This is a genomic window from Vibrio sp. 10N.261.52.C2, from assembly GCF_041471425.1.
Lineage (GTDB): Bacteria > Pseudomonadota > Gammaproteobacteria > Enterobacterales > Vibrionaceae > Vibrio > Vibrio crassostreae_C.
In genome coordinates this window covers 77,197-100,240 of the sequence record NZ_JBFROH010000015.1, presented here as the reverse complement: position 1 = coordinate 100,240, position 23,044 = coordinate 77,197, and the positions used below count along the sequence as shown (strand labels likewise).

Here is a 23,044-nt window from a genome sequence, read left to right as displayed (position 1 = left end):
AACTAAGCACCTAAAAGCAAGGCCAACCAGATAATGTCTGGTTGGCCTTTTTAATGTTTGTTTTCTTAGCTTTGAGCTTACGATCTTTTTACTGGCGTCCTACTGACTTGCGCTCGTTGTGCTTAGCCAATTAAGTTATCAAAGCTCTCGAACACTTGTGGGCACTTCATTACTCGCCCGTGGCCCTGTCCTTGAGTCGCAATTAAAGTAACGCGACCCATTTCATTAGCCGCACGCTGAGACACATCAAACTTAGTAAACTTGTCTTGCTCATCATGAACGATGATCGTCTGAGACTCACGAAGCGCTAGCTTTCCATAAGGATCAACAGACTGAATTGGGTAATTAAATTGCTCTTCCACTTCACCGACTACCGCCTCAAAAAGCTTCATTGAGTAACCAGAACGCGCGACGCTGCCAAATAGGTTTTCTAGATAATCCAATACAGGTGCAATCAGCAATAATGGCTTGTTTTCCAATTTAATGTGCTTACATTCCAACGCAGAAGCGGTACCCATGCTGTGACCTACTAAGCCTGCCACTTCGCCAACCGAATCTAGAATCGCTTCCAAGCCATTCACAAACGCAGGGATATGACCATGAACACCATCACTACCACCATGAGCTGGATGATCGTAAGCCAGAGCCGTAAAGCCTTTGGCTGCGATATGTTCCATAAGAGGAAAGAACTGACTCGCCGTACCAGACCAACCATGAGTCAGCACCCAAACTGGACCTGTACCCAGAGAGTACGTTTTTAGCACGCCATCACGGCCTTTGATTTCACTCTTAATCAACCCTTGTGGATCAGCGTTTTTCTGCTCAGTACGCATTGGAGTGAGCAGCAACTTACGTGCTGTTTTCTTCGCATGACTCGGCGCTAGGATGTAATGAAGATTGGTTGTTGCGCCAATTAAGCTGCGCTTGAAGCTGAATTTGTTCGATGTATTAAAGTAGATTTTGTCACTCATGACCGCTCCTTGTATCGCCATCATCATTGGCGGATCGAGCTCGGCCCTGAAAATCGAACGACCGTGCTATTTGTTAGTATAAAAAATGACGATAGCGCTGTTTATGATTGCTTGCCGCCACTTCTGTTAAAATCTTTTGCAAACCTTAGTTAAGCAAAGTCACATGATTTGCGAGTTAACCTGCTGTATGTATTAAACCGCTCTCCAACTGGCTACCAAGCGCTCGACACCACTCCAAAAATGGGTGTGGCTCGCTTGTTGGCCTCGTAACGAGTAGAACAAGTTCGCACTCAAATAAAGACCGTATAACTCGAAGGTTGCCTGTTTCGGGTCTAAATCGGCTCTGAACTGTTTGCTCTCAACCGCTTTTGCTACCTGAATCGTCAAGTAGTCAATCCACACTGAAATGGTTTTCTGCAGTGCTTTCTGAATCACAGACGTTTCACTGCCCGCATCTTTCCATGCATCAATAAACATGCAACTGCCTTGGAATGAATGGTTCCAGCCCAACCAATTGTCAAGCAGCTGTTTCAATTTCGCTTCAATATCACCATCTCCCAGCTCTCTTGCGGGAATGATGACTCTTTCGGTGAATATGGCGTTGGAATACTCCAGTACAGAGAGTTGCAGGTTTTCTTTAGAGTTGAAGTGTGCAAACAAGCCACTCTTAGACATGCCACACTGTTTGGCTAATTCGCCAATCGTCAAACTCTCAAGCCCGTTTTCACTCGCAAGTGCGAATGCATGACTCAAAATATACTCTTTGGTTATCTTTCCTTTACTCATTATTCACCAAGGATAAATCTGATACGTTATTTTTAGCACGTTCGTTCTTTTTTTCAAAGATTTTTACTTATCTATTGGGATTCAATTTCTCTTCTCAAAGAATTGTGGAAAAATGCGACAGTATTCAAAGGAAATTGAAATCGACTAACAAAGGAAAAACAATGAACACACTTTGGGAACAGTTTGCGTTTTCGGCGTCAGTAACAGGCCCTATCTGTTTAATGCTGTTTCTTGGTGTGATGCTCAAACGAATCGGCTTAATCAACGACAATTTCATTGATGTCGCATCTAAGGTGGTCTTTCAAGTCACCCTACCCGCGATGCTATTTCTGAGTATTGTTCAATCGAATCACAACTTTTCAGCCAGTAGCGCGTTAGTTGCCTTTGGCGTCATCGCTAACTTTATCTTTTTCTTGTTCACGATTTTCTCGACCAAGTTAGTATTTAAAGGTTCGAAAGATCAAGGTGTGATTGTCCAAGGTGGATTCCGCGCTAATACCGCGATCATCGGCCTCGCCTATGTAGCTAATATTTATGGTAACCAAGGCGTGGCATTGGCGGCTATCTATGTCGCATCCCTAACCGTGCTATATAACATTCAAGCCGTAATTGCACTGACACCCAAAGGCGAAGACACAGGCGCGAAAGCGATTAAAGTGATCGCTAAGTCGATTACCAAAAACCCATTGATCATCGCTATTTTCTTAGCGGTCGTCTTCTATGCACTTTCGATTCCTATCCCAAAAATGGTCACTGATGCTGGTCAATATTTTGCCAACATGACGTTGCCTTTAGCACTGCTGTGTACCGGTGGGTCGCTCGATATCAGCTCGCTCAAACAAGAAAAGTTATCGACGTGGTTTGCCTCTAGCTACAAGTTAATTGCCTCACCGTTACTGATTACATTGGCGGCTGGGTACTTAGGATTTGAAGGGCTCGATCTCGGGCTTATCTTCTTGATGAGCGCGGCACCAACGGCAGCGGCAAGCTACGTTATGGCTCGTGCGATGGGAGGAAACTCAACACTGGCGGCTAACATCATCGCGCTTACTACTGTTGTTTCTCTTATCACTTGTACTCTCGGTATTTTTGTACTTACTGCAATGGATTTAATATAGCTGCGACAGGCTTCAAAAAACCGACACTAGCCTTGAAACAAAGGTCATAAGCCTTGATTTAGGACTAACTGGTTAGGCATAAAGACTGCTAGATTTCGTAAAAATTTTACTAAGAGATCTGATATGTCTTCCGTTCAACATACGCCTTCACAACACATCGCCAGTATCGAGTTAGGCCGAGTGATTGCTATCTTGGCGATCATTGGTTTACACGGTCAAATGGCACTCACTTATTGGCAAATAGATGAAGTGCCTTGGATCGGTTATGTACTCAACCAAACCGCTCGTTTTGCGGTACCTCTGTTTTTCCTAATTTCCGGTTATCTTATTCAGCCCAAGCTGACTGCCTCCCCGTGGCAAACCGTCATTAATTACTCTAAACCACTGCTTAAGGTTTGGTTAGCATGGAGCATCATTTGCTTAGTGATGCCATTCAACCTCGCGAAGGTAGAAGAGTTTGGTTACCTAGGTGAGCGCCAAGGCTATTGGGGCTTTTTAATGAACACGCCACTTAACTCTTTCTTAGAGGGTGGATTGGTTCATTTATGGTTTATTCCCGCTCTCGTATGTGCAGTTTTGATCATTGCTTTGATAGTCGAAATGAAACTCGACAAACTGCTATTACCAGCGGCCATTGTACTTTACGTTTATGGTGTTTTAGCGGGCAGCTACGCAACGCTAGCCGGGTTAGAAGCACCTTTCTTCACGCGTAATGGCCCGTTCTTTAGCACGTTAATGGTGACCTTAGGTTTCCTTATTCGTCAGAATCAATGGAAGGTGTCATCAACTAAAGCGTTGGGGTTATTAGCGTTAGGCATGTTGATTCATTTTGCTGAGGCATCATGGCTCACCACGTTCGACGTCGGATTCAACATGAATGATTTCTTGTTTGGCACGGCGCTATGGGGGATGGGCGTGTTCATGTGGCTTTTAGCAAATCCAAACATGGGTAACTACGCTTGGGTTCGCGCCATTTCAAATCGCATGCTAGGTATCTACGTCAGCCATTTGCTGATCATTATCGTGTTGTTCAATGTCTGTGGAGTTTTAGGCATTACGGAATTGGCAAAAGACGTTACGGTATTTTTTGGCACCGTATTGTTGAGCTTCGGGTTGGTTGTTGGAATCGAAAAAACACCACTGCGACGTGTGCTGCTTCGTTAGTGTTTGTGCCTAACATCATCAGCTAAATCAGTTTTAAAGAGTCACAAAAAATAAAGGCAAGATAACGGATTATCTTGCCTTTATTTCATCATGTCAGTAATGAGACTGTGTCACTCGCTGGAGTGTTATCGGAACGCCATTGCGCCCTTGCCAACACCTTCATAAGCGACGATTTGTAGTGATTGGTTCTCTGCTAGGCTCGGTTCAACTTGATCCGCGATATAGCCAGCAAGTAATTCCACCGTGGTATCTGTCGGTAAAATTTCCGTCTCACTCTTAGCAATCGCTAGCTCAAATTCGCCTTGTGGCGCGGTGTAGCGGAAGCCATAGTGACTTTCATCATTAACACTGTTCGCGTTTTCACTCAGGTTAAGTGATGAAACTGAAACTTGGTCTTCTTTAGAACCTAAATAAATGTCTTCCCAACGCTGAGCAAATGCTTGTTCACGTTGCCCGTCACGCTGACCATCGACCACGATTTCTACTGGAGAACGGTGACCATGCGCGATGCGTTGGCAGTTGCCATCATGCTTTTTTAAACCATGGGTGTAGTGGTAGAACGCGCCATTAATGTTCTCATGACGTAGGGTGATCTCTAACCCTGTGACGTTACTTGGTAGGTTATCGCGAAGAATATTGTAAACGTGTGCGGTCACACTCTCGATGGTGATCGCTTCTGCATCAATGAGGCAATATGCTTCATCAGGGCAATGTAGATGAAGACTCTTGTCACCACGCAACACATCAACCTTAGAGTAGCCCGCTTTGCTCGCTTGAAGAACAATTGCAGCGCTCTGCATTGGCAGCAGCAAACGATGATCAACATGCTCATCGACAAGCTGTTTGATCTGCTTTTTGACCTTGCTAAAATCCAGCACCATGCTCATTTCATTAAGTTCACCAGACATGGTGACATCTAAAATCCAACTATCTCCTACGACCCCTCTGTGTTCACAGATGTATGAAGAATCGATAACGGTAAGGTCTCTTACAAATAGGTTCAAGTTGAACTCCTTAATACTTTAATGAGATACGGGAGGCTGAATAATGTTCAGCAGGCACTTCGTCTCATTGGTGTCTAGATAAAATAGGACGGGCAGGATGTTACAACGAGCTTATAAAGTCCACCTTTTTACACCCTCTTCCGATAAAAGAACAAACTACATACAATTTCCGCTAAAACATAGACCAGCCAGATACGAATAGCCATAAATCGGGTGGGGATTGCCTGCCGTTTCACGACGCATTTTGCTTTAGCCAAAGGCGCGGCGACACTCCGGCAACATGTTGAAAAGCACGTGAGAATCCTGAATAGCTATTGTAACCCACTTCATCAGCGACCCAATTGATCGGCTTATTTTGCAATAACAGAGATTGAGCAACAGAGACTCGCCACTTTTGCACATAATCTCCCGGCGTTTCACCCACTTCCCGTTTGAACGCTTCAATAAACTGAGTACGAGACATCGCGGCCAGTGACGCCATTTCGGCAAATAAACAATGCAAGGCTGCGACAAATGCCTGTGTTCCGTGTGAGCGCTAGACAAGCTCAACTCCCCCGCGCTCAATACATGAAGGTGGCCCTCTTTACCTTGTTGCGCGTTAAATGACGATACTCCACACAGGTTTCCAGAATAGAAAACGCCAGTGCGTATCGAGAAGTGTTCCATTAGTTGTGAAAGCAGATCCATGCATCCTCCGAACGATTCGCTTAGTTTTTAGTTCTTTTGTCCCTCTATAGACCGGACGAGTGGGCTAAATTATTTCAAACAAGATAACCAACACTGACAAGGAACTTGATATGTCACACATGAAATCGACCAGTCAAAAAATCACTCTAATGGCCGCGTTACTAGGCACCAGCTTTTCGTTAATGGCAGCAGACCTTGATATGAGTGTCGACAGCAATAACCTCGCAATTAAAGGCTATGATCCTGTCGCTTACTTTGCCAATGAAGGTCCAGTAAAAGGCACATCTGAGTTCACAGCGACCTATAAGAATGCGATCTATAACTTTGCGAGCAGTGAAAACAGAGATGAATTTCGAGCCAATCCAGAAGCCTATGCCCCTCAATATGGCGGTTACTGCGCGTTTGGAGTAGCCATGGGTAAGAAGTTTGAAACCGACCCTCTCGCTTGGAAGGTGGAAGGTGGAAGATGGAAAGTTGTATCTGAACTTAGACAAATCGGTTCAGAAACGCTGGCTGGAGAATACACAAGAGTTCATCCAAGACGCCAACAGCAACTGGACAACCATCAAAACCGTAGAAGCCTATAAGCTCTAGCCTACAGCGCTTATCCATTGCCCAAGAATAAAACGGAAGCGACCGAACGCTTCCGTTTTCATTGGGATTTTCCCCAAAGAGGCCAACCCAAAGCGATTGGCAACACCTACTAAGTCCATTTCTATTCTATACTCCTAGCAGATAAGCTTTTCTTTTTATGGAAGAATAATGACATTACCTAAGATTTTGGTACTCGGCCTCTGCGCCCTATCGACACTGACTTATGCCAACCCATGGCAGTTCGTCAAAAGTGAAGATGGCATCATGATTGATAAAAGGCCACACAGCGAAGGCTTGGTCGAAATACGAGCACAGATGCAAACGCCCACCACTTACTCCGGTTTTTTACTGGTATTGGAAGACAGTGAGAACGTGCCAAACTGGATAGATAATGTATCGCAAAGCCGTGTGTTGATACAGATATCTGAAGATGAAAACATCGTCTATACCCAATTCAAAGCACCGTGGCCTGCCAGAGATCGAGACATGGTGACCTACTCAAAATACAGCATTGAAGATGGTCAGTTTGTCTTGTCGATAAAGGATGCGTCGAACTATTTGGCGAAAGAGTCGGGGTACATTCGAATCTACGATGTGGACGCTCTTTGGACGCTGCAACCGCTGACTAATGGCAATACCTACATCACCTACACCGCGTATGCGAACGCAGGTGGCATCTTGCCAAATTGGTTGATGAACAAGTTATCGATAGGCAGTGCACTGAGCACGTTTAAGGGGCTAAAAGAACAGTTACCAAAGTACCAAGGCCAACAGCACCCTAACCTGCCAAACGAGTCTCGCTAACGGTACAAGTCGATAAGTAAATGAACGAAGTAAGGTTAAAGATTAAGGTCTTCTAGCGAGATCGCGAGCTAAGATAAGCGCCAAGCCAAATACTTGAAGAAACAGGGCGATGTTCTTATAGAAAGCTATTTTCTCATCAAGCCTTTGGATTAACTCAACCAAGGTCAGGTTATCCAAATAGTAATCATCGATTCGAGTTCGTTGCGCTTCTTGTGCACTGTTTATCAGCATCATCAGTTTCGGTAAGTGAGCCAAAGAGATACTTGGCACTTCGCTACTCACCCAACGCCTAAGTTGCCCACGCAGTGCTTCGTCGAGAACCGTGGTCGGCTGCACCGTTTCTAGTTTATCAAGGTGAATCAAAATCGCTTCACGCTTGCGCTCTAGGGTTTCAATCGTATTCCAAGCAAGCTGTATTGAGTACACATTGCCGTATTTGCGATCGTTGTACTCCGCTTTCTCAGCTTCAATTTTATCGAGCACCAAGCTCGACATGACAATCGCCATGATGTTGAGTATCAAGCCTGCGAGGACAATCGCCCAAGCAGGAGGAAGACGCAACGCCATAATGCTCCCTAGAACATTTTATCAAAAGGTAGGTAAGCTAAGTTTAGGACAATCAAAGAGATCATGCAGATAAGCGTTAACACCATACCCACTTTTCGACCTTTGAAGTTCTTCGCTAAGATCCCTTTCGCATGAATCACACGCCCCAGAATAAACGCCACACCAATGACATGAATCAGCCACACACCGGCGCCATTCATCTCTAACAATCCCATCAAAATAACGGTGATTGGGATGTAATCCATAGCATTACTTTGTGCCGAACGTGCTATCTGTAACGACTCGACACCGCCATCAGCATGAGCAACAAGATTGATTCGCCTTTGCTTGATCACCTCTATTGCTAACCAAATCATTACGATCGTCAGCAAGGCTGCGTAAAGTGCTGTAACCATCATATTTCCCTATTATTTTGTGTTTACTCAGTGTTCTTTGTTATCTGTTCGACAACACCCGCCGAGATAAAATGAAAATCGCACCCGAGTACTTGTAAGAGATCTCTCACACCGAACGTAAGAGATCACAATCAAGCTTCGCAGAAAATTCCTAAAATACAAACCCAAGCCCTTGTTTTGTATGAATCCACGCATATTTCTTTCGATCAGTGGGTACATTTATTTCTTAGGGTGGATTGTGAGCAAAGCCTCTGCAGTGTTTAATACACATGTCGACAGGGAGTTGGCAGGAACAGGAAAAAGCCTAACGGATTAGGTATCTTCAGGATGAAGATTTGATGGCTTAGGATGAGTTATCAGCAAGGAAGTTATGCTCTAGGATAGAGTCGCTTATCAGGATGATGAGTTTGCAAGGACACCGCTAGGACGGCGATGAATTGGATAGGTTAAAGGATTTAGCCACGTCAAGGAACGATGCAGGGAGCACCAGTTACCTATTGAAAGATAAGTAACGCGCAGTAGCAGGATGGCTACGAAAAGAATAGACCCCGTTTGGTGAAAGCCAAACGGGGTTTCCTTTTTTGTAACGTCTGAAAGCTGTTCGCAACTAACCGTTCAAAGTCACGTTACAAAATAATGTTCATCAAGAACATTGCACCAAAGGCATTCAATACCGAAATCGCGATCATCACCGGGATGTAGCGACCTTCAGTACCAATTGGTCCCATAATACGGCCCATGTATTGCACCAACAAACTTGAAGATAAACATCACAGCAACCGCTAGGCCAATTGACGAAGTTACCGCCAAAGAACCATCCATAACTGGAAGGGTGAACAGTACTGTACCTGAAGAGAAGAAGTTAACGATCGCCCCGCGCCAGCATCAGTACTTTGAAGCGACGCAATCAATGCTAAGCCTGAGTTGCCAGGAGTATCCATCAAAGCTAATACTTTCGCCACCGTCTTTCTTTTTCATTATAATCTATTGAATTATTAAGATATCTATCACACTGCACATGGTTATTTAGGTCTACTCTTTTACCCGTGTTAATAACTTATTAACTTCGGAGCGTAATCCATGTTAGGTATCCAGCTTTCTGCTGTTCTCTCTTTGTTACTCTTTTCTTCGGTAGCAGGTGCTGCCACTTCTCAGTTGGGAGAACCACTCAAGCTCACCAACTCATTCGCTGGCTACCTATCCCTGACCATTTTCGTTGTCGCCTACATCGTGGTGATGATGGAAGAGTACCTAAAGCTCCGAAAATCTAAGCCAGTGTTACTTGCAGCAGGACTGATCTGGATAATCATTGGTTTTATCTACCAAGAACACAACCTTGTTGAAGTCGCTAAGCAAGCACTCGAACACAACTTACTGGAATACGCTGAGCTGTTACTTTTCCTACTCGTCGCCATGACCTACATCAGCGCCATGGAAGAGAGAAGACTGTTTGATGCGCTGCAAGCGTGGATGGTGGGCAAAGGCTTTAATTTCCGCTCTCTGTTCTGGCTAACCGGTATTCTGGCCTTCTTTATCTCACCGATCGCCGACAACCTCACCACAGCTCTATTGATGTGCGCCGTGGTTCTGAAAGTCGCAGGATCTAACCCTAAATTCGTTAACCTAGCCTGTGTGAATATCGTGATAGCCGCTAACGCTGGCGGCGCGTTCAGCCCATTCGGTGACATCACAACGTTGATGGTGTGGCAGGCTGGTTATGTGAGCTTCAGTGAATTCATTCCCTTATTTATTCCTTCAGTGATGAATTACCTCGTCCCTGCAATGATCATGTCTTACTTTGTTCCCACAACCCAACCCGACACGGTGCATCAGCACGTTGAATTAAAACGCGGTGCAAGACGCATCGTGTTGTTGTTCATCATGACCATCGGCACTGCGGTTGCTTTCCATGCCGTACTCCACTTCCCTCCAGTAATGGGCATGATGATGGGGCTGGCGTATCTACAGTTCTTTGGTTATTTCTTGCGTAAGACCTTACCAAATTCACTGGCGAAGAAAAAAGCGGTGGCGATTGCCAACAATGATGGGGGGGCATTGAAGCGACTCGGTTCAGTCGTGCCCTTTGATGTATTTCGAAGAGTGTCCCATGCCGAATGGGACACTCTGCTGTTCTTCTACGGCGTGGTAATGTGTGTAGGTGGCTTGAGTCTACTGGGATACTTGGAGCTTGCCTCTGGCGTGATGTATAGCCAATGGGATCCAATTTGGGCCAACATCATGGTGGGGATCTTATCTGCGATTGTCGATAACATTCCGGTGATGTTTGCCGTGTTATCGATGGAACCTCAAATGTCGATGGGTAACTGGCTACTGATCACCTTAACCGCAGGCGTTGGCGGCAGCTTGTTATCTATTGGTAGTGCGGCAGGTGTGGCGTTAATGGGCGCGGCGCATGGCAAATACACCTTCTTTGGCCACTTGAAATGGATGCCAGTGATCATGATTGGCTATGCCGTCAGTATCGCTGCACACCTATGGCTTAATGGCGATCTTTTCTAATTCGGAGATCTTTTCTAGTTCGAACTGTCTTTCACAGGCTTATCTACAAGTGTCCAGACGTTACTCAATTGTATCGCTGGACATTGGTTGCAAGTTAGCATCTCGCCCTTCTGTTGAATGCGCATCACTAGTCTAGAGTCAGTTCGGCTGCTTCCAGAATTGAATTCAATGGTGATCAAGTCATCATCAACACGATAGGTTCGAGTCACGGAATTATCCGTTGTTTGATAAGTCACTTGCCCGGATTCAAAAAGTAGATAACTGTCATTATCTGCGTTCTCATACATACCTTTGAACAGAGCAAGCTGTGGAACCTCGAAAGGTCGGCTGGTATCAGTTAAACAACCTGTCAGCAATAATGCAGAGCTGCAGCCAGATATTAGTAAGGGGAATCTATTCATTTGGGCATCCTTGCCTAGAGAACATAGTCAAAGAATATGCAACCAAATCGATATTTCCCAGAAAGCGTTGATTTTAATTCAAAGTCATATTTTAAGAACCACTCGCCTTCACCATTAAGTAGTACGAGATATTCAGCCAGCATCTCGACAGGCTCATGGCTAAATCGCTTGCTAGTCTTGCTCTCTTCCCTCTATCACCAATAAGTGCTGTTTACGTTCTACGCCACCTGCATAACCCGTCAGTTTGCCGTTTTTACCAATCACACGGTGACACGGCACAATCACTGAAACCGGATTTTTGCCATTCGCCAAACCCACAGCACGAACGGCTTTCGGATTGCCTATCGCATCGGCCAGTTGTGCATAGCTCCAAGTCTCTCCATAAGGAATGGTCGTCAGCGCCTGCCAAACCGACTGCTGAAATGGCGTGCCCTTAGCTGCAATCGGCACAGAAAACTGAATAGCTTCGCCCGAGAAATAGCGATTAAGCTGCTCGATAGCCAATGCAAAGATCGGAAAGCTATCATCTTGAACACCCAACGGTTCCGGCTTGGTGGTATGTGTCTCGAACCAAAGGCCGAGCAAGCCTTCATCGTTCGCCTGTAACGTCACGGTTCCCAATGGGCTCTCATAGTAAGTAAAACGGTTGTCCATGATATCTCCTAGCTTAGTATTCCGATTAAGACTGATTCCAACAGTGGAACGTGGCGTAACTACCCCAAGGCGAAACACTCTCCGTGTTGATGGCGGGGCGATGCTCAATAAACTTCTTCACCACCAAGTCACCAACCAACAGATGATTAGGTTCGCTTAACCCGCGAAGCAGTGCATATTGAATAGTCCAAGGCCCAATCCCTTTTAGCTCAATCCATTTGGAAGGATGCTCAGCTTCATTGTCGACCATGTATTCGGCAAAACGCTTTAGGGTCTCTTTGCGGCTTCCCGGCATTCTCAAGAAGCTAACATCAGCGTCCGCTATCTGTTTTGGTGTTGGGAAGCTGGCTTTCTCATGTTCATCAGAAAGCTCTTTGACCAATAAGTTAAGCTGACCAATCGCCGCGGTTACCGAAACTTGCTGTCCTAGAATCGCTCTCACGCCTGCCTCCCAAGCACTCCACACGCCAGGAATACGGATACCACTCTTAGCCACCAAGTTAGGATCGATAGTCGTAAAGAACGTCTCAACCTTGGCAATATCGACATCAAGATCAAACATACGGCGGATATTCGCAATCAAGCTTCTTAATTGGCTTATATCATCCAACTCGAATTCAATATCCAAGCGGTTATCTTTGGCTAAAGTCGCCTTGAACCAACCCTTTGACCCGTTCACATTTACCGTGCGCTTATAATAATCTTCGCCAACGCCTTCTAAGCCCTCAATCATTCTTCGTCGATAAAACCTCAACAAGTGGTTCCAATCTAAGGGTCCATGAAAACCAAGCTGAATATGATTACTCTGAGTGTCACTTGGCTTCGCTCGCCTAATTTGGCTTGGCGAAAGCTGCAGCTCTTTTTGAAAGGCATCATTAAAACGGCGCGTACTATTGAAGCCACTAGCAAAGCCGACATCAGTAATGCTCATGCTACTGGTGTGCAGCAACTGCTTGGCAAACATCAATTGACTGTACAGACTATATTGCTTGGGTGACACGCCGATGTAATTGTCGAATAAGGTTCGTAAATAACGATCTGAAATACCTAACCGCGTTGCAAGGTCGACGATAGATCCTGAATTCAGAGCGCCATTATCAATCAACTGCATCGCACGTAAGAAAGTGGTTTCGACGCCCTTCCAAGCCGGCGAAAAAGGTGCGCTGTCTGGTCGACAACGTAAACAAGGACGATATCCCGCTTTCAATGCTTGAGCTTGATGGGAAAAATATTCGACGTTTTCTTCTTTGGGTGGTGTGGCTGGGCAAATCGGGCGACAAAAAATTCCTGTCGTTTTCACCGCTGTAAAAAACATCCCATCAAAGCGAGCATCTCGTGCATATCGAGCCAAATGGCACTGCTCACTGGTTAAGCTGCTGTTGTGATTGATCTTTTTCGACATGCCGTACTCTTCCCACTTACCATAGCGTTTGATCCGATACCTAAAAGTTTACCGTGAACCACCATTGTCGCTAGCCACTTTCGGAAGCGAAGGTCAGATAAATCACAAAAAAGGGTTTTAATTTTATTCAATTCGACTAAATTTAACCTAGAGAGGACATTCTTCTCACAACGTCAACGATCGGTACTTAGCACGCCAAGATGCAGAGACCTATCGAATATAAAAAGGAAAAGGCTATGGTTCTACACACATGTCGTATTGTTTTATCAAATCAACAGGTTCTCACCAGTCAATCAGTCGAGCAGTCTCTAAGCTTTCTTGAAGACAAAGCGGACAACGGGATTTCTATGATCGAGATTGACGCAACGGATGGCAATCAAATCCATTCGTACATGTCACACTCTCTTGAAGAGTCTATTGAGAATCTAATGAACCTATAGGGCTTTTAATAAAGGCTACACATACCAGGCTTAAACGATATTTATGGAATTAGAAACGATCTCTAGTTCCGAAAAGAAGTACATTTCTGGTTTAAAACAAAAATGGCTCCCAACTATACAATTAGTTGGGAGCCATTTTTTATTGAATCTAATCAGCAAAGCCACTGCTTACCGCGAATGCCGTTACTCAGGTGCTTGTTCAGCGGCTTGCTGCAATGTGTAAGCCGTCGATGGGTCAATCTCATTAACCAACTTCTCAACCTGCATGATCGCATCAACCGAGGTGCTGCTTTTACGGTAGCTCAGATAAATTGGGAGATACCAGTCTTCAACCCCTTTCACCTTGTGCAGCTGACCCGAATCGATAAAAGGTTCGACTAGAGACACCGGAAGATACGCACTGCCGCCTTTCTCTAAAATGAAATCGAGGGCGATACGGGCTGTAGAGGTACGTAGGTACGGTGCTGGCACTTTAGGGTGACGTTCTGCGTGTTCAGAACCAAAGCGCGTTCCCCAATCCACATAAACATACTTATGTTGAAATACAGATTCCAGATCATCTTGCTGCGTTGATACCAACACCAAAACCAAGTCAGCGACTTTTTTACAGTTCAGCTCTTCTGCTTTGATCTGATCGAACGCGAAAGCCATATCTAAGGTTCGTTCTAACAAATTACGGTTCAGTTGCTCGCGCCCCATCACCTCTGCCATAAAGCCGTAACCACCAAAAGAGTCGGTTACCACACTTAAACAGTTTTGCAGATACGCATCCCAAATATTCGGCGTGCCGCCCAGCGTTAACTGCAAGGCTTTACCACTCTCTAACGACAGCTCAAATTTGGCTTGTTGTAGGGTGGACACCATCACTTCGGCATAACCAATCAAACGTTCACCGGAAGATGTGAGTTTGATGTTATTGCGGTCACGAATGAAGAGCTGAGTATCAAAATAGCCTTCAAGCTGTTTGATCCGCGCACTCACCGCCGCTTGTGTTAAATACAAGTTTTCAGCTGCACGCCCAAAATGGCGCACCCTTGCAACCTCAAGAAAGGTTCTAAATACTTTCACATCCATCAAATACATCTCTGTAATAAATCTGCTAACTAGCCGATCTAGGATTGTTTATCGTAAAGGCAAAAACATTTTGTTTCCTATTTTAGCCTTTTAACAATATTTTCGCGTGAGCAATAAACACTAATTTCTATCTAACCACATTACTGAGGCTGATATGTCTGAGACCGAATTCCGACACGGAAAAAAACGTTTTTATGACACCATTAAATTCCCGAGAGGGTTCGCTAAGTCGGGTGATTTTACTCTTTCAGAAGAGGAAATCCTAACCTTGTTTGGTGACACTATGCTTGCACTTGAAACTGGTGAACTAGCACCAATCAATGCAGAAGAAAAACACTTCATTAAAGTGTTGTCTCACCCTCATAAGGCAAAGTCCAAGTTAGAGCGTGTTTGGTTGAAGTACATTCAACTGGCTCGTGGACGCCGTCGCTTTCACACCCTAAACGGCTGCAAACGCGGCGACGTATCTAGGGAAGAATACGAAAGTGAGTTAGTGTTAGAAGATTAGTAAAATCGCTCAAAGTGATACCTCATCACTTTGGGCTTTTTTTTGCCTTCAAACACACATCTTCTTTGTAATTGGTAAGTTTAGCCAACCTATCCATTTTTACCAATATTTATATACAATTCATAGCGATAGCGTGACTAAAACACAGCTCTCGTTCAATCTTATGGGTATTCATCCCACTGAGATTCATCGTTCTTCATCCTGCCCCTGTCTTTTATCACGATAGCGCTCCATTGCCATCATTATTTTTCTAGTTTCAACTATACGCTCAACGCTTGTTTATACTCGAAACACGTTAATGCACCAAAATTCGTCAATGGTTCGAGCGATGCCATTATTGCAATAATCGTATCAAGGCATAGAAACACACCAACCCTTTCAGGTGCTGAATTAGATCAACATTGCTGTATATGACAAACGTATTAATCTTGTTTAACGCCACCAAATATCCATACAATAATTGTGCAATTTTGATAGTTCCAGTCACAGTTACGACGAAAAAAGCAAAAACTTGACCTAAAACAATAGCGGAACTGGATAACTTATTTTATAATGCGAATTAATGTTTCAGAACACTATAAAATTTTATTTCTAGGGGCAAAATCAATGAGACTTATTCCATTAAGCAACAAAGCTAAAGTAGGTAAATGGGCTGCTCGTCATATCGCAGATTCAATCAACAAGTTCGCTCCAACGGCTGAGCGTCCATTTGTACTAGGTCTTCCTACTGGTAGCACACCTCTAACTACTTACGCTGAGCTAATTGAACTTTACAAAGCTGGCGAAGTTAGCTTCAAGCACGTTGTAACATTCAATATGGATGAGTACGTTGGCATCGACCCTAACCACCCAGAGTCTTACCGCACATTCATGCACGAGAACTTCTTCAACCACGTTGATATCCAAGCAGAAAACATCAACCTGCTAGACGGCAAAGCTGAAGATATCGATGCTCACTGTGCAGCATACGAAGAGAAAATCCGTTCATACGGCAAAATCAACCTGTTCATGGGCGGCGTAGGCATCGACGGTCACATCGCATTCAACGAACCAGGTTCTTCTCTATCTTCACGCACTCGTATCAAAACGTTGACTGAAGACACTCGTATCGCGAACTCTCGTTTCTTCGATGGCGACATCAACCAAGTTCCTAAATACGCACTAACTATCGGTGTTGCGACTCTTCTAGATGCAGAAGAAGTGATGATCCTTTCTCTAGGCCACAACAAAGCTCAAGCGCTTCAAATGGCTATCGAAGGTTCTGTAAACCACATGTGGACTGTTACAGCTCTACAGATGCACCGTAAAGCTATCATCGTTGCTGATGAGCCAGCTCAACAAGAGCTAAAAGTTAAGACTCTACGCTACTTCCAAGAGCTAGAAGCTGAGAACATCCAAGACCTATAATTCCTATAGTCTTGAATAGCAGGGCGTTTTTATAAAGAGAGCGTCTTGAATAGAAAAAGCCACTGAATGTGGCTTTTTTTGTGCCTGCTGCTTTTGTATTTAATGGGAAGATATTTCGGATATTTTTTAGAAGCACAAAAACAACAAAGCGATTTCTCCAACGAGAGAAACCGCCATCATTTTAATCTTTGTATTGAAACGAACGAACAGCTACAAGTTATGTAGGATGTGAAACAAGATAAGCAGAGCTGCAAACTAGAGCTAAGAGCTCAGCGCGTTATCTCGGCATAGGGTAGTGATAATGTCAGTGATAGCTAATACGATCGTCGACTTCACCTTTTGATTATGTCGCCCCAAGAACATTTCAAGCATTGGGCCAGACATCGTTTCCACCATCTCCGCGTCATATTCGATAGGCATAATACGCTGAATCGCGTGCACCTTGTTGAGCTCAAATATCACATCAACTTCTGTAAAGCTGGTGTCTTCACCCTGTATTTTCGCCCACTCTTTCAAGGTAACGAAAACCTCTAGATCATCGTAGAGTTCTTTACTGATCACGCCAAGTCCGAGTAGCAACTTAGCACGAATCATGATCTCGCCTAACGGCCCACCACTGTTGAGAAGTGGCTCGACAACGAACTTAATTGCAGTGTCGTCTTTCTTAAAGATGTTTTTTAATACGGCATCTACCGTGTCGTCCAATGCATCATAAGCAGCCATTAGGCAAGCGCTAGCACTCTCAGCTTCCGAAAGGGCTTCGAGTAATTCAGTTTCATGGCTTGTTTGTATTGGCATAACGGCTCGACAATAAGAAAGTGCCACTGGTGTGGCACTTTGATGGTTAATCATTTCAATGCTAGATAAGCTTCTTCCGCTAGTTTAACAACTTCTGAGTCACTATTCAGCTCAGAATAATGCGCTAATGTCTCAGCAAAGCCTTTTTCTGCGAACATTGCTTGAAGTTCAACCGCTTGTGGGTCGTCTTCGTTCTTGTAATGGAACGCAGCAGCGATTGCTTTTACTAGGTGAGCATTCGGTAGGCCGTACTCTAATGTACCGTTTAGAGGCTTAACTAGGCGGTCTTGCGGGCTCAGTTTACGAATTGGCTGACGACCAACGCGGTCTACTTCATCACGTAGGAACGGGTTAGCAAAACGACCTAGAATCTTTTGGATGTAGGCAGCGTGTGCTTCTGGATCAAAGCCGTAACGCTTAATCAGAACCGCACCACTCTCTTCCATCGTCGCTGTTACTTCAGCGCGGATTACGTCATCTTCGATAGAGTCTTTAATAGTCTCATGACCTGCAAGCACACCAAGGTATGCCGTTACCAAGTGACCTGTGTTTAGCGTGAACAGTTTACGCTCAACGAAAGCCATTAGGTTATCAGTGCATTCCATTCCTGGGATGTTTGGAATCTCACCTTTGAATTGTGTTTGATCTACGATCCACTCGCTGAACGTTTCAACCGTTACCGCTAGAGGATCTGTTTCGCCCGCTTCTGCCGGTGGAACAATACGGTCAACCGCAGAATCAACAAAGCCAATGTGCTCTTCAGTGAACGCTTTCATTTCATCAGAAAGGTGCTCTAACACGGCTGCTTTTAATTGGCTAGTACCGCGAACCATGTTCTCTGCCGCGATGATGTTCATTGGTGCAGTGTTGTTTGCTGCTGCACGCTTTTCAATGCCTTGAGCGATAGACTTAGAGATGATTTTAAGAACCGTAGGGCCCACTGCAGTCGTCACAAGATCAGACTCAGCAATGCAATCTACTACTGCGCTTGTCGCTGAGTTTACTGCTGTCACGTTCTTAACAACTTCGACAACACACTCTTCGCCAACAATCTTAACTGGGTATTCTTGGCGTTCAATTAACGCATTTACAACCGTTTCATTTACGTCAGCAAACGTAACCTTCATACCAGCATCAGAAAGAAGCTTACCAATGAAACCACGACCGATATTACCTGCACCAAAATGTAACGCTTTCATAATTTTGACCTTATAAATATTTGAATCTAGATAGCTAACTGCTCAACAACATGCCTTGACGATGTGCCCTCGGCATTAAGCAGTAAGCTATTCAGACTGAATCTTGTTAGAAAGATTAAGACCGAAAATGAGGCCAGTAGGGGGATACCGGCCTCCTTCACTCAGGAGCTTGACTAGAGCTTTTTAGTTTCCGTTGAGAATACGTAGAACATCAGCAGGGTTTGTTGTGTTCTGTAGGCATTCCACAGCTTCTTCATCATCGAGTGAATTGGTAATAGCCATCAGCACCATGTTGTGCTCATCGCCTTGTGCGGCAATACCGATAACCATCTTCGCGATATCGTCTTCATCTTCGCCCCACTGAATACCTTCAGGGTACTGACAGAAAACGATGCCGGTTTTTTGTACGTACTGTTTCGCTTCGATTGTGCCGTGTGGTACTGCGATAGACTCACCTAGGTAAGTAGACACAAGCTCTTCACGAGCAAACATGCCATCTACATATTCTGGTGATACGTTGCCAAGTTTTACTAATTGTTCGCCAGCAAACTTAATTGCGTCTTCTTTTTGAGTCGCTTTAAGGCCAAGGAAGATGCTGTCGTCAGTGAGTGCAAGCTTGTTGCTTTCTTGCGCTGGAGCTGCTGCCGGAGCTTCTACTTTCGCTTCACCACTTTGAGCATCGACAAGCTCAGCAACTAGTTGGTCGTATACGCCGCCGTCTAGGAAGTTGCTTAGAGACATATGCATCGCACCTGGCACAGTGCTACGAGCACGGTCTGTTAGGTCTTTATGCGTAATAACGATTTGCGAATCAGCCGGTAGGTTGTTGATTGCGTAGTTGGTTACTTCAATGTCTAGGCCAGCTGTTGCTACTTTCTTACGTAGTAGACCTGCACCCATTGCACTTGAACCCATACCCGCATCACACGCTACATAAACTGCTTTTACATCCGCTAGGTTTACGTTTGCTTCTGCTGCTGCACCTTTAGAAGACGCTTTCATGTCTTTCATTTGTGCAGAAGCTTTCTCTAGTGAATCTTCCTCATCATCTTGCGCTGATGTTTTAAGAAGGATTGACGCTACAACAAACGATACTGCCGTTGCTGCGATAACAGATAGAATCACGCCGATGTAAGAGCCTTTTGGCGTCATCAGTAAGACTGCGAAGATAGAACCTGGAGATGCTGGAGAGATAAGGCCAGAATCGAACACTACGTTAGTGAATACACCCGCCATACCACCTGCGATTACCGCAAGAATTAGACGTGGGTTCATTAGAACGTAAGGGAAGTAAATTTCGTGGATACCACCTAGGAAGTGGATGATAGATGCACCAGCAGCAGATTGCTTCGCGCTACCTTTACCAAACACCATGTAAGCAAGTAGAAGACCAAAACCAGGACCTGGGTTTGCTTCGATTAAGAAGAAGATTGAACGACCAATCTCTTCAGATTGCTGGATACCTAGTGGAGAGAAGATACCGTGGTTGATTGCGTTATTTAGGAATAGAATTTTCGCAGGTTCAACAAAAATAGATGCTAGAGGTAATGCACCTGCTTCTACCATTGCGTTTACGCCAGCAGCAAGTCCGCCAGATAGAATCTTAACCGCAGGACCAATCACGATGAACGCGATGATCGCACAGATCATGCCGATGATACCCGCAGAGAAGTTATTCACTAGCATTTCGAAACCACTCTTCACTTTACCGTGAACAGCTTCATCGAATTTTTTAATTGCGATACCACCTAGTGGACCCACAATCATTGCACCCATGAACATTGGGATATCAGTACCAACGATAACACCCATTGTCGTGATGGCACCTACTACCGCACCGCGGTCACCACCAACCATTTTACCACCGGTGTAACCAATCAATAGTGGCAATAGGTATGTAATCATAGGGCCAACCATTGATGCTAACGTTTCGTTAGGCCACCAACCGGTTGGGATGAATAGTGCAGTAATGAAACCCCACGCAATAAATGCGCCGATGTTTGGCATTACCATATTGGATAAGAAACGACCAAAGTTTTGAACCTTAATCTTTGCTTCTGGTGATAACATAGGTAGAACCCCGTAATGTATTGGTTGGTCAAATGACCGAAAGTGTGTACTCAAAAGTCGATTAAAATGTATCACAACATTTCTAAAATGCACCTTAGCCCAACTTTCGTGACAACCATCACACACGAAAAACACTTTAGGGTTAACAAGAGCACTTTAGATCACAAAAATACCATGAATTAAAATTACAAAGCCAAATTAATGAGAATAAATATCATTAACGCAAGATCTAGATCACACTTTATCTTGTAATACTTAAAAATAAATAGTGATCAAAATCACACTTAATAAAATATAGCATCTAAGATCTATATAAACCGTATAAAAGAACATCGTGTCACGTATAGAAAATATGCACCCAGATGAGCAGAATCGCTAATCATGTAATTTAATTACAGAAAGAACCACATTTCCCACAAAATCAAAATCAGACATGACTTTCTACTAAAAACATAGACCAGTGAGCAGCAGTTGGCATTAGTAGATGTGATATGGTACTCGCCTGTGCTATCACATCATGTATCTCACCAAAACCCATCAGCGGATCACTCTGCTATTTGAGAAAAGACTATGTCAGACAAAATTTCCACATCCGCACTCGCTAAACAAAAAGGCATAGAAGCTAAAACTTTATTTAGCGATCTAAAAACAGCAGGTTATATCGTGCGCTCACAAGAGCGTTGGATTCTCACAGAACGGGGAGAAAGCTTTGGTGGGGAATATGTCGAACACAAGAAGTTTGGTGTCTTTATTGTCTGGCCAGAGAAACTGCTTATCGATTTGGACTCATTCTCAGGAAAAACACTCACCGCCACCCAGCTTGGCAGTGCCTTTCAACTCAGCGCAAAGAAAATCAACTTACTGCTCAACGAGCTTGGTTGGATAACAAAAGAAGAAGACGGTTGGCATGTCACCTCTACAGGCTTAAAAGCCGGAGGTGAACAAAGAGAAGACAAAGCGACTCAAAACTTATTCGTGGTATGGCACGACTCATTGGTTCGCAATAAACGTTTAAAGCAGTCTGTTGTTGAATTCCTAGGGCATGATGCTGAAAGCCACTCGACCGATGTGTCATTCTCCAGTTTTCGTCAGAAATTTGAGGCGAAGCACCGAAGCTTAGACGGGCATTATGTTCGATCAAAGGGAGAGCTGATCATTGATAACTGGCTTTATATGGCAGGAGTGGTCCATGCGTACGAGCGTCCGCTTCCGATATCAAAAGAAGTGATCAGCGATTTTTATCTACCAAGTGGCAAAGTATACATCCAGTTCTGGGGAACTGATTCTGCGCCAATCGCCGAAAATAAACGTGAAGCTACGAGAAAAATCTATGAAGAGCATGGTTTTGGTTTAATCGAAATCACGCCAGAAGATATCCCCAACCTAGACAGCGTACTTCCGCCATTATTGCGCCAATATGGTATCAAAGCGTACTAAGCTACTGAATCTAGAGATTCCACCTCCATTAAGATCACACTTATTGAATCATTATGGACATTATTAACCATAGTGATTTGATATGTTCGCTATTTTTCCCGAGTCATTCTTCTATTATCTTACACCCATCGACTTGAGCTACCGCAGATACTCGATTTATTGGGGCATGTTCGATAACTATTTAGACGTTCAATCTATTGAGATTCGTTTAAATTGGTTATCCGTTTATTGTTGACGTAACTGAACATAAAACCCTACAACATTTATTATTGATAGATATTAGGATTCAACATGACTCATCCAATCATTACTGATCTAAACACTCGTTACACAGCTAAAAAATACGATGCAGAAAAACGCATCTCTGCGGAAGACATGGAAGTAATCAAAGAAGCACTTCGCTTGTCAGCTTCTTCTATCAACTCTCAGCCTTGGAAATTCATCATCATTGAGAGTGACGCAGCAAAACAACGCTTCCACAATACTTTCGAAAACATGTTCCAGTTTAACCAACCACATGCGAAAGAAGCGTCACACACGATCCTGTTTGCTCACGATCCTAAGTACACTAAAGAGAAATTCGCGAAGCGTGCTGATACAGAAGTAAGCTCTGGTCACTTACCAGCTGAAATGTACGAGCAATTCTTAGGTGCTTACGCATTCGCAGAAATGAACACAGACGAAACAGGTTTCAACGGTAACTGGACTAAGTCTCAAGTTTACATCGCACTAGGTAACACACTGCACACACTAGCTCGTCTAGGTATCGCTTCAACACCTATGGAAGGTGTAGATGCAGCTATGATCAGCGAAGAGTTTGCTGACGAACTAGAAGGTCACGTTGTTGATGTAGCTCTAGCTATCGGCTACCACAAAGACGGCGAAGACTACAACTACGGCAAACCAAAAGCGCGCCTAGCTCTTGATGAAGTCATTACAACACTTTAGGGCGTGTTGATGTGACAGAGCCCTAACCGCAGGGGTATCAGGCAAGAAAACCTCGATAAACAAGAACAAAAAAAGCCAGTCAACAGACTGGCTTTC

The 23,044-nt window shown here is 44.3% G+C and carries 22 protein-coding genes and 3 pseudogenes; 10 read left to right on the top strand and 15 right to left on the bottom strand.

Translation table 11 applies throughout. The features are described 5' to 3' along the window. Positions 1-122 precede the first annotated feature (122 nt). Together AB4307_RS05535 and AB4307_RS05530 are read right to left on the bottom strand one after the other, a co-directional pair. The gene (locus AB4307_RS05535) at positions 123-971 is read right to left on the bottom strand and encodes an alpha/beta hydrolase (protein WP_372131366.1); all 849 of its coding nucleotides are present in this window, start codon (positions 969-971) and stop codon (positions 123-125) included. 192 nt (positions 972-1,163) lie between these two features. Continuing rightward, complete coding sequence (locus tag AB4307_RS05530) at positions 1,164-1,757, bottom strand: TetR/AcrR family transcriptional regulator (protein ID WP_017067240.1); 594 nt, start codon at positions 1,755-1,757, stop codon at positions 1,164-1,166. Positions 1,758-1,918: 161 nt separating this feature from the next. On the opposite strand from AB4307_RS05530, the gene AB4307_RS05525 reads away from it, so the two are divergent. Beyond that, positions 1,919-2,875, top strand: coding sequence for an AEC family transporter (locus AB4307_RS05525; RefSeq protein WP_017072390.1), 957 nt, complete (start codon positions 1,919-1,921; stop codon positions 2,873-2,875). 123 nt (positions 2,876-2,998) lie between these two features. After that, entirely contained in the window at positions 2,999-4,039 is a 1,041-nt protein-coding gene (locus AB4307_RS05520; RefSeq protein WP_372131364.1) for an acyltransferase, read from the top strand. A 125-nt stretch (positions 4,040-4,164) separates the two neighbouring features. Here the strand turns inward: AB4307_RS05520 and AB4307_RS05515 are convergent, their stop codons facing one another. Next, on the bottom strand, positions 4,165-5,043 hold the full coding sequence (locus tag AB4307_RS05515; protein ID WP_104216219.1) for a 6-pyruvoyl trahydropterin synthase family protein: 879 nt from the start codon (positions 5,041-5,043) through the stop codon (positions 4,165-4,167). 232 nt (positions 5,044-5,275) lie between these two features. Beyond that, positions 5,276-5,730: pseudogene (locus AB4307_RS05510) on the bottom strand (helix-turn-helix domain-containing protein). Between the two features lie 110 nt (positions 5,731-5,840). Between AB4307_RS05510 and AB4307_RS05505 the strand changes: the two are divergent. Continuing rightward, positions 5,841-6,324: pseudogene (locus AB4307_RS05505) on the top strand (YHS domain-containing (seleno)protein). On the opposite strand, the gene AB4307_RS05500 reads toward AB4307_RS05505, so the two are convergent. Continuing rightward, positions 6,321-6,443 carry a hypothetical protein gene (locus AB4307_RS05500; RefSeq protein WP_017061529.1) on the bottom strand — a complete coding sequence of 41 codons (123 nt, stop codon included), beginning with the start codon at positions 6,441-6,443 and terminating at the stop codon, positions 6,321-6,323. The pseudogene AB4307_RS05505 and the gene AB4307_RS05500 overlap by 4 nt on opposite strands. Positions 6,444-6,492: 49 nt before the next feature. On the opposite strand from AB4307_RS05500, the gene AB4307_RS05495 reads away from it, so the two are divergent. Beyond that, positions 6,493-7,128 carry an START domain-containing protein gene (locus tag AB4307_RS05495; RefSeq protein WP_372131362.1) on the top strand — a complete coding sequence of 212 codons (636 nt, stop codon included), beginning with the start codon at positions 6,493-6,495 and terminating at the stop codon, positions 7,126-7,128. A 42-nt stretch (positions 7,129-7,170) separates the two neighbouring features. On the opposite strand, the gene AB4307_RS05490 is transcribed toward AB4307_RS05495, so the two are convergent. The 3 genes and pseudogenes from AB4307_RS05490 to AB4307_RS05480 all read right to left on the bottom strand — a co-directional run. Further along, on the bottom strand, positions 7,171-7,695 hold the full coding sequence (locus AB4307_RS05490) for a DNA mismatch repair protein (RefSeq protein WP_372131361.1): 525 nt from the start codon (positions 7,693-7,695) through the stop codon (positions 7,171-7,173). A gap of 8 nt (positions 7,696-7,703) precedes the next feature. Continuing rightward, complete coding sequence (locus AB4307_RS05485) at positions 7,704-8,090, bottom strand: MAPEG family protein (RefSeq protein ID WP_017061526.1); 387 nt, start codon at positions 8,088-8,090, stop codon at positions 7,704-7,706. Positions 8,091-8,834: 744 nt separating this feature from the next. After that, positions 8,835-9,061 (bottom strand): annotated as a pseudogene (locus AB4307_RS05480) (nucleoside recognition domain-containing protein); the annotation flags it as partial. A gap of 109 nt (positions 9,062-9,170) precedes the next feature. Between AB4307_RS05480 and nhaD the strand changes: the two are divergent. Further along, entirely contained in the window at positions 9,171-10,610 is a 1,440-nt protein-coding gene (nhaD, locus tag AB4307_RS05475; protein ID WP_017061523.1) for a sodium:proton antiporter NhaD, read from the top strand. Between the two features lie 14 nt (positions 10,611-10,624). Here the strand turns inward: nhaD and AB4307_RS05470 are convergent, their stop codons facing one another. The 3 genes from AB4307_RS05470 to AB4307_RS05460 all read right to left on the bottom strand — a co-directional run bounded on the left by AB4307_RS05470 (position 10,625) and on the right by AB4307_RS05460 (position 13,067). Continuing rightward, a complete protein-coding gene (locus AB4307_RS05470) occupies positions 10,625-11,011 on the bottom strand; it encodes a hypothetical protein (RefSeq protein ID WP_017061522.1) in 387 nt (128 codons plus the stop codon). A gap of 171 nt (positions 11,012-11,182) precedes the next feature. Then, positions 11,183-11,665: a methylated-DNA--[protein]-cysteine S-methyltransferase gene (locus tag AB4307_RS05465; RefSeq protein ID WP_017061521.1), complete on the bottom strand. Its 483-nt coding sequence runs from the start codon at positions 11,663-11,665 to the stop codon at positions 11,183-11,185. Between the two features lie 25 nt (positions 11,666-11,690). Further along, the gene (locus AB4307_RS05460) at positions 11,691-13,067 is read right to left on the bottom strand and encodes an AlkA N-terminal domain-containing protein (protein ID WP_017061520.1); all 1,377 of its coding nucleotides are present in this window, start codon (positions 13,065-13,067) and stop codon (positions 11,691-11,693) included. A 236-nt stretch (positions 13,068-13,303) separates the two neighbouring features. Between AB4307_RS05460 and AB4307_RS05455 the strand changes: the two genes are divergently transcribed. Beyond that, complete coding sequence (locus AB4307_RS05455) at positions 13,304-13,507, top strand: hypothetical protein (protein WP_017061519.1); 204 nt, start codon at positions 13,304-13,306, stop codon at positions 13,505-13,507. A gap of 183 nt (positions 13,508-13,690) precedes the next feature. On the opposite strand, the gene AB4307_RS05450 is transcribed toward AB4307_RS05455, so the two are convergent. Beyond that, positions 13,691-14,581 (bottom strand): LysR family transcriptional regulator, encoded by an 891-nt coding sequence (locus AB4307_RS05450; protein WP_017061518.1) that lies wholly within the window; start codon positions 14,579-14,581, stop codon positions 13,691-13,693. A gap of 154 nt (positions 14,582-14,735) precedes the next feature. On the opposite strand from AB4307_RS05450, the gene maoP reads away from it, so the two are divergent. Together maoP and nagB are read left to right on the top strand one after the other, a co-directional pair. Beyond that, positions 14,736-15,089, top strand: coding sequence for a MaoP family protein (gene maoP / locus AB4307_RS05445; protein ID WP_017061517.1), 354 nt, complete (start codon positions 14,736-14,738; stop codon positions 15,087-15,089). A 606-nt stretch (positions 15,090-15,695) separates the two neighbouring features. After that, positions 15,696-16,496, top strand: a complete 801-nt coding sequence (gene nagB, locus AB4307_RS05440; protein WP_017057618.1) for a glucosamine-6-phosphate deaminase — start codon at positions 15,696-15,698, stop codon at positions 16,494-16,496. 261 nt (positions 16,497-16,757) lie between these two features. Here the strand turns inward: nagB and AB4307_RS05435 are convergent, their stop codons facing one another. From AB4307_RS05435 to AB4307_RS05425, 3 genes are all read right to left on the bottom strand, one after another. Continuing rightward, positions 16,758-17,294 carry an MltR family transcriptional regulator gene (locus AB4307_RS05435; protein WP_198592367.1) on the bottom strand — a complete coding sequence of 179 codons (537 nt, stop codon included), beginning with the start codon at positions 17,292-17,294 and terminating at the stop codon, positions 16,758-16,760. 50 nt (positions 17,295-17,344) lie between these two features. Next, entirely contained in the window at positions 17,345-18,493 is a 1,149-nt protein-coding gene (locus AB4307_RS05430; protein ID WP_009846102.1) for a mannitol-1-phosphate 5-dehydrogenase, read from the bottom strand. A gap of 183 nt (positions 18,494-18,676) precedes the next feature. Further along, positions 18,677-20,563: a PTS mannitol transporter subunit IICBA gene (locus AB4307_RS05425; RefSeq protein ID WP_372131359.1), complete on the bottom strand. Its 1,887-nt coding sequence runs from the start codon at positions 20,561-20,563 to the stop codon at positions 18,677-18,679. A gap of 570 nt (positions 20,564-21,133) precedes the next feature. Between AB4307_RS05425 and AB4307_RS05420 the strand changes: the two genes are divergently transcribed. After that, on the top strand, positions 21,134-22,000 hold the full coding sequence (locus AB4307_RS05420) for a hypothetical protein (protein ID WP_017061512.1): 867 nt from the start codon (positions 21,134-21,136) through the stop codon (positions 21,998-22,000). 291 nt (positions 22,001-22,291) lie between these two features. Beyond that, entirely contained in the window at positions 22,292-22,948 is a 657-nt protein-coding gene (locus AB4307_RS05415) for an NAD(P)H-dependent oxidoreductase (protein ID WP_104216093.1), read from the top strand. Positions 22,949-23,044: the final 96 nt, after the last annotated feature.

Bases quoted from the DNA above. Each gene is read 5' to 3' on its own strand.
- AB4307_RS05500 (WP_017061529.1), bottom strand. From the start codon at position 6,443: ATGGACTTAGTAGGTGTTGCCAATCGCTTTGGGTTGGCCTCTTTGGGG.
- AB4307_RS05520 (WP_372131364.1), top strand. From the start codon at position 2,999: ATGTCTTCCGTTCAACATACGCCTTCACAACACATCGCCAGTATCGAG.
- AB4307_RS05485 (WP_017061526.1), bottom strand. From the start codon at position 8,090: ATGGTTACAGCACTTTACGCAGCCTTGCTGACGATCGTAATGATTTGG.
- AB4307_RS05420 (WP_017061512.1), top strand. From the start codon at position 21,134: ATGTCAGACAAAATTTCCACATCCGCACTCGCTAAACAAAAAGGCATA.
- AB4307_RS05490 (WP_372131361.1), bottom strand. From the start codon at position 7,695: ATGGCGTTGCGTCTTCCTCCTGCTTGGGCGATTGTCCTCGCAGGCTTG.
- nhaD (WP_017061523.1), top strand. From the start codon at position 9,171: ATGTTAGGTATCCAGCTTTCTGCTGTTCTCTCTTTGTTACTCTTTTCT.
- AB4307_RS05425 (WP_372131359.1), bottom strand. From the start codon at position 20,563: ATGTTATCACCAGAAGCAAAGATTAAGGTTCAAAACTTTGGTCGTTTC.
- nagB (WP_017057618.1), top strand. From the start codon at position 15,696: ATGAGACTTATTCCATTAAGCAACAAAGCTAAAGTAGGTAAATGGGCT.
- AB4307_RS05530 (WP_017067240.1), bottom strand. From the start codon at position 1,757: ATGAGTAAAGGAAAGATAACCAAAGAGTATATTTTGAGTCATGCATTC.
- AB4307_RS05525 (WP_017072390.1), top strand. From the start codon at position 1,919: ATGAACACACTTTGGGAACAGTTTGCGTTTTCGGCGTCAGTAACAGGC.
- AB4307_RS05460 (WP_017061520.1), bottom strand. From the start codon at position 13,067: ATGTCGAAAAAGATCAATCACAACAGCAGCTTAACCAGTGAGCAGTGC.
- AB4307_RS05535 (WP_372131366.1), bottom strand. From the start codon at position 971: ATGAGTGACAAAATCTACTTTAATACATCGAACAAATTCAGCTTCAAG.
- maoP (WP_017061517.1), top strand. From the start codon at position 14,736: ATGTCTGAGACCGAATTCCGACACGGAAAAAAACGTTTTTATGACACC.
- AB4307_RS05430 (WP_009846102.1), bottom strand. From the start codon at position 18,493: ATGAAAGCGTTACATTTTGGTGCAGGTAATATCGGTCGTGGTTTCATT.
- AB4307_RS05465 (WP_017061521.1), bottom strand. From the start codon at position 11,665: ATGGACAACCGTTTTACTTACTATGAGAGCCCATTGGGAACCGTGACG.
- AB4307_RS05415 (WP_104216093.1), top strand. From the start codon at position 22,292: ATGACTCATCCAATCATTACTGATCTAAACACTCGTTACACAGCTAAA.
- AB4307_RS05455 (WP_017061519.1), top strand. From the start codon at position 13,304: ATGGTTCTACACACATGTCGTATTGTTTTATCAAATCAACAGGTTCTC.
- AB4307_RS05435 (WP_198592367.1), bottom strand. From the start codon at position 17,294: ATGCCAATACAAACAAGCCATGAAACTGAATTACTCGAAGCCCTTTCG.
- AB4307_RS05495 (WP_372131362.1), top strand. From the start codon at position 6,493: ATGACATTACCTAAGATTTTGGTACTCGGCCTCTGCGCCCTATCGACA.
- AB4307_RS05470 (WP_017061522.1), bottom strand. From the start codon at position 11,011: ATGAATAGATTCCCCTTACTAATATCTGGCTGCAGCTCTGCATTATTG.
- AB4307_RS05450 (WP_017061518.1), bottom strand. From the start codon at position 14,581: ATGGATGTGAAAGTATTTAGAACCTTTCTTGAGGTTGCAAGGGTGCGC.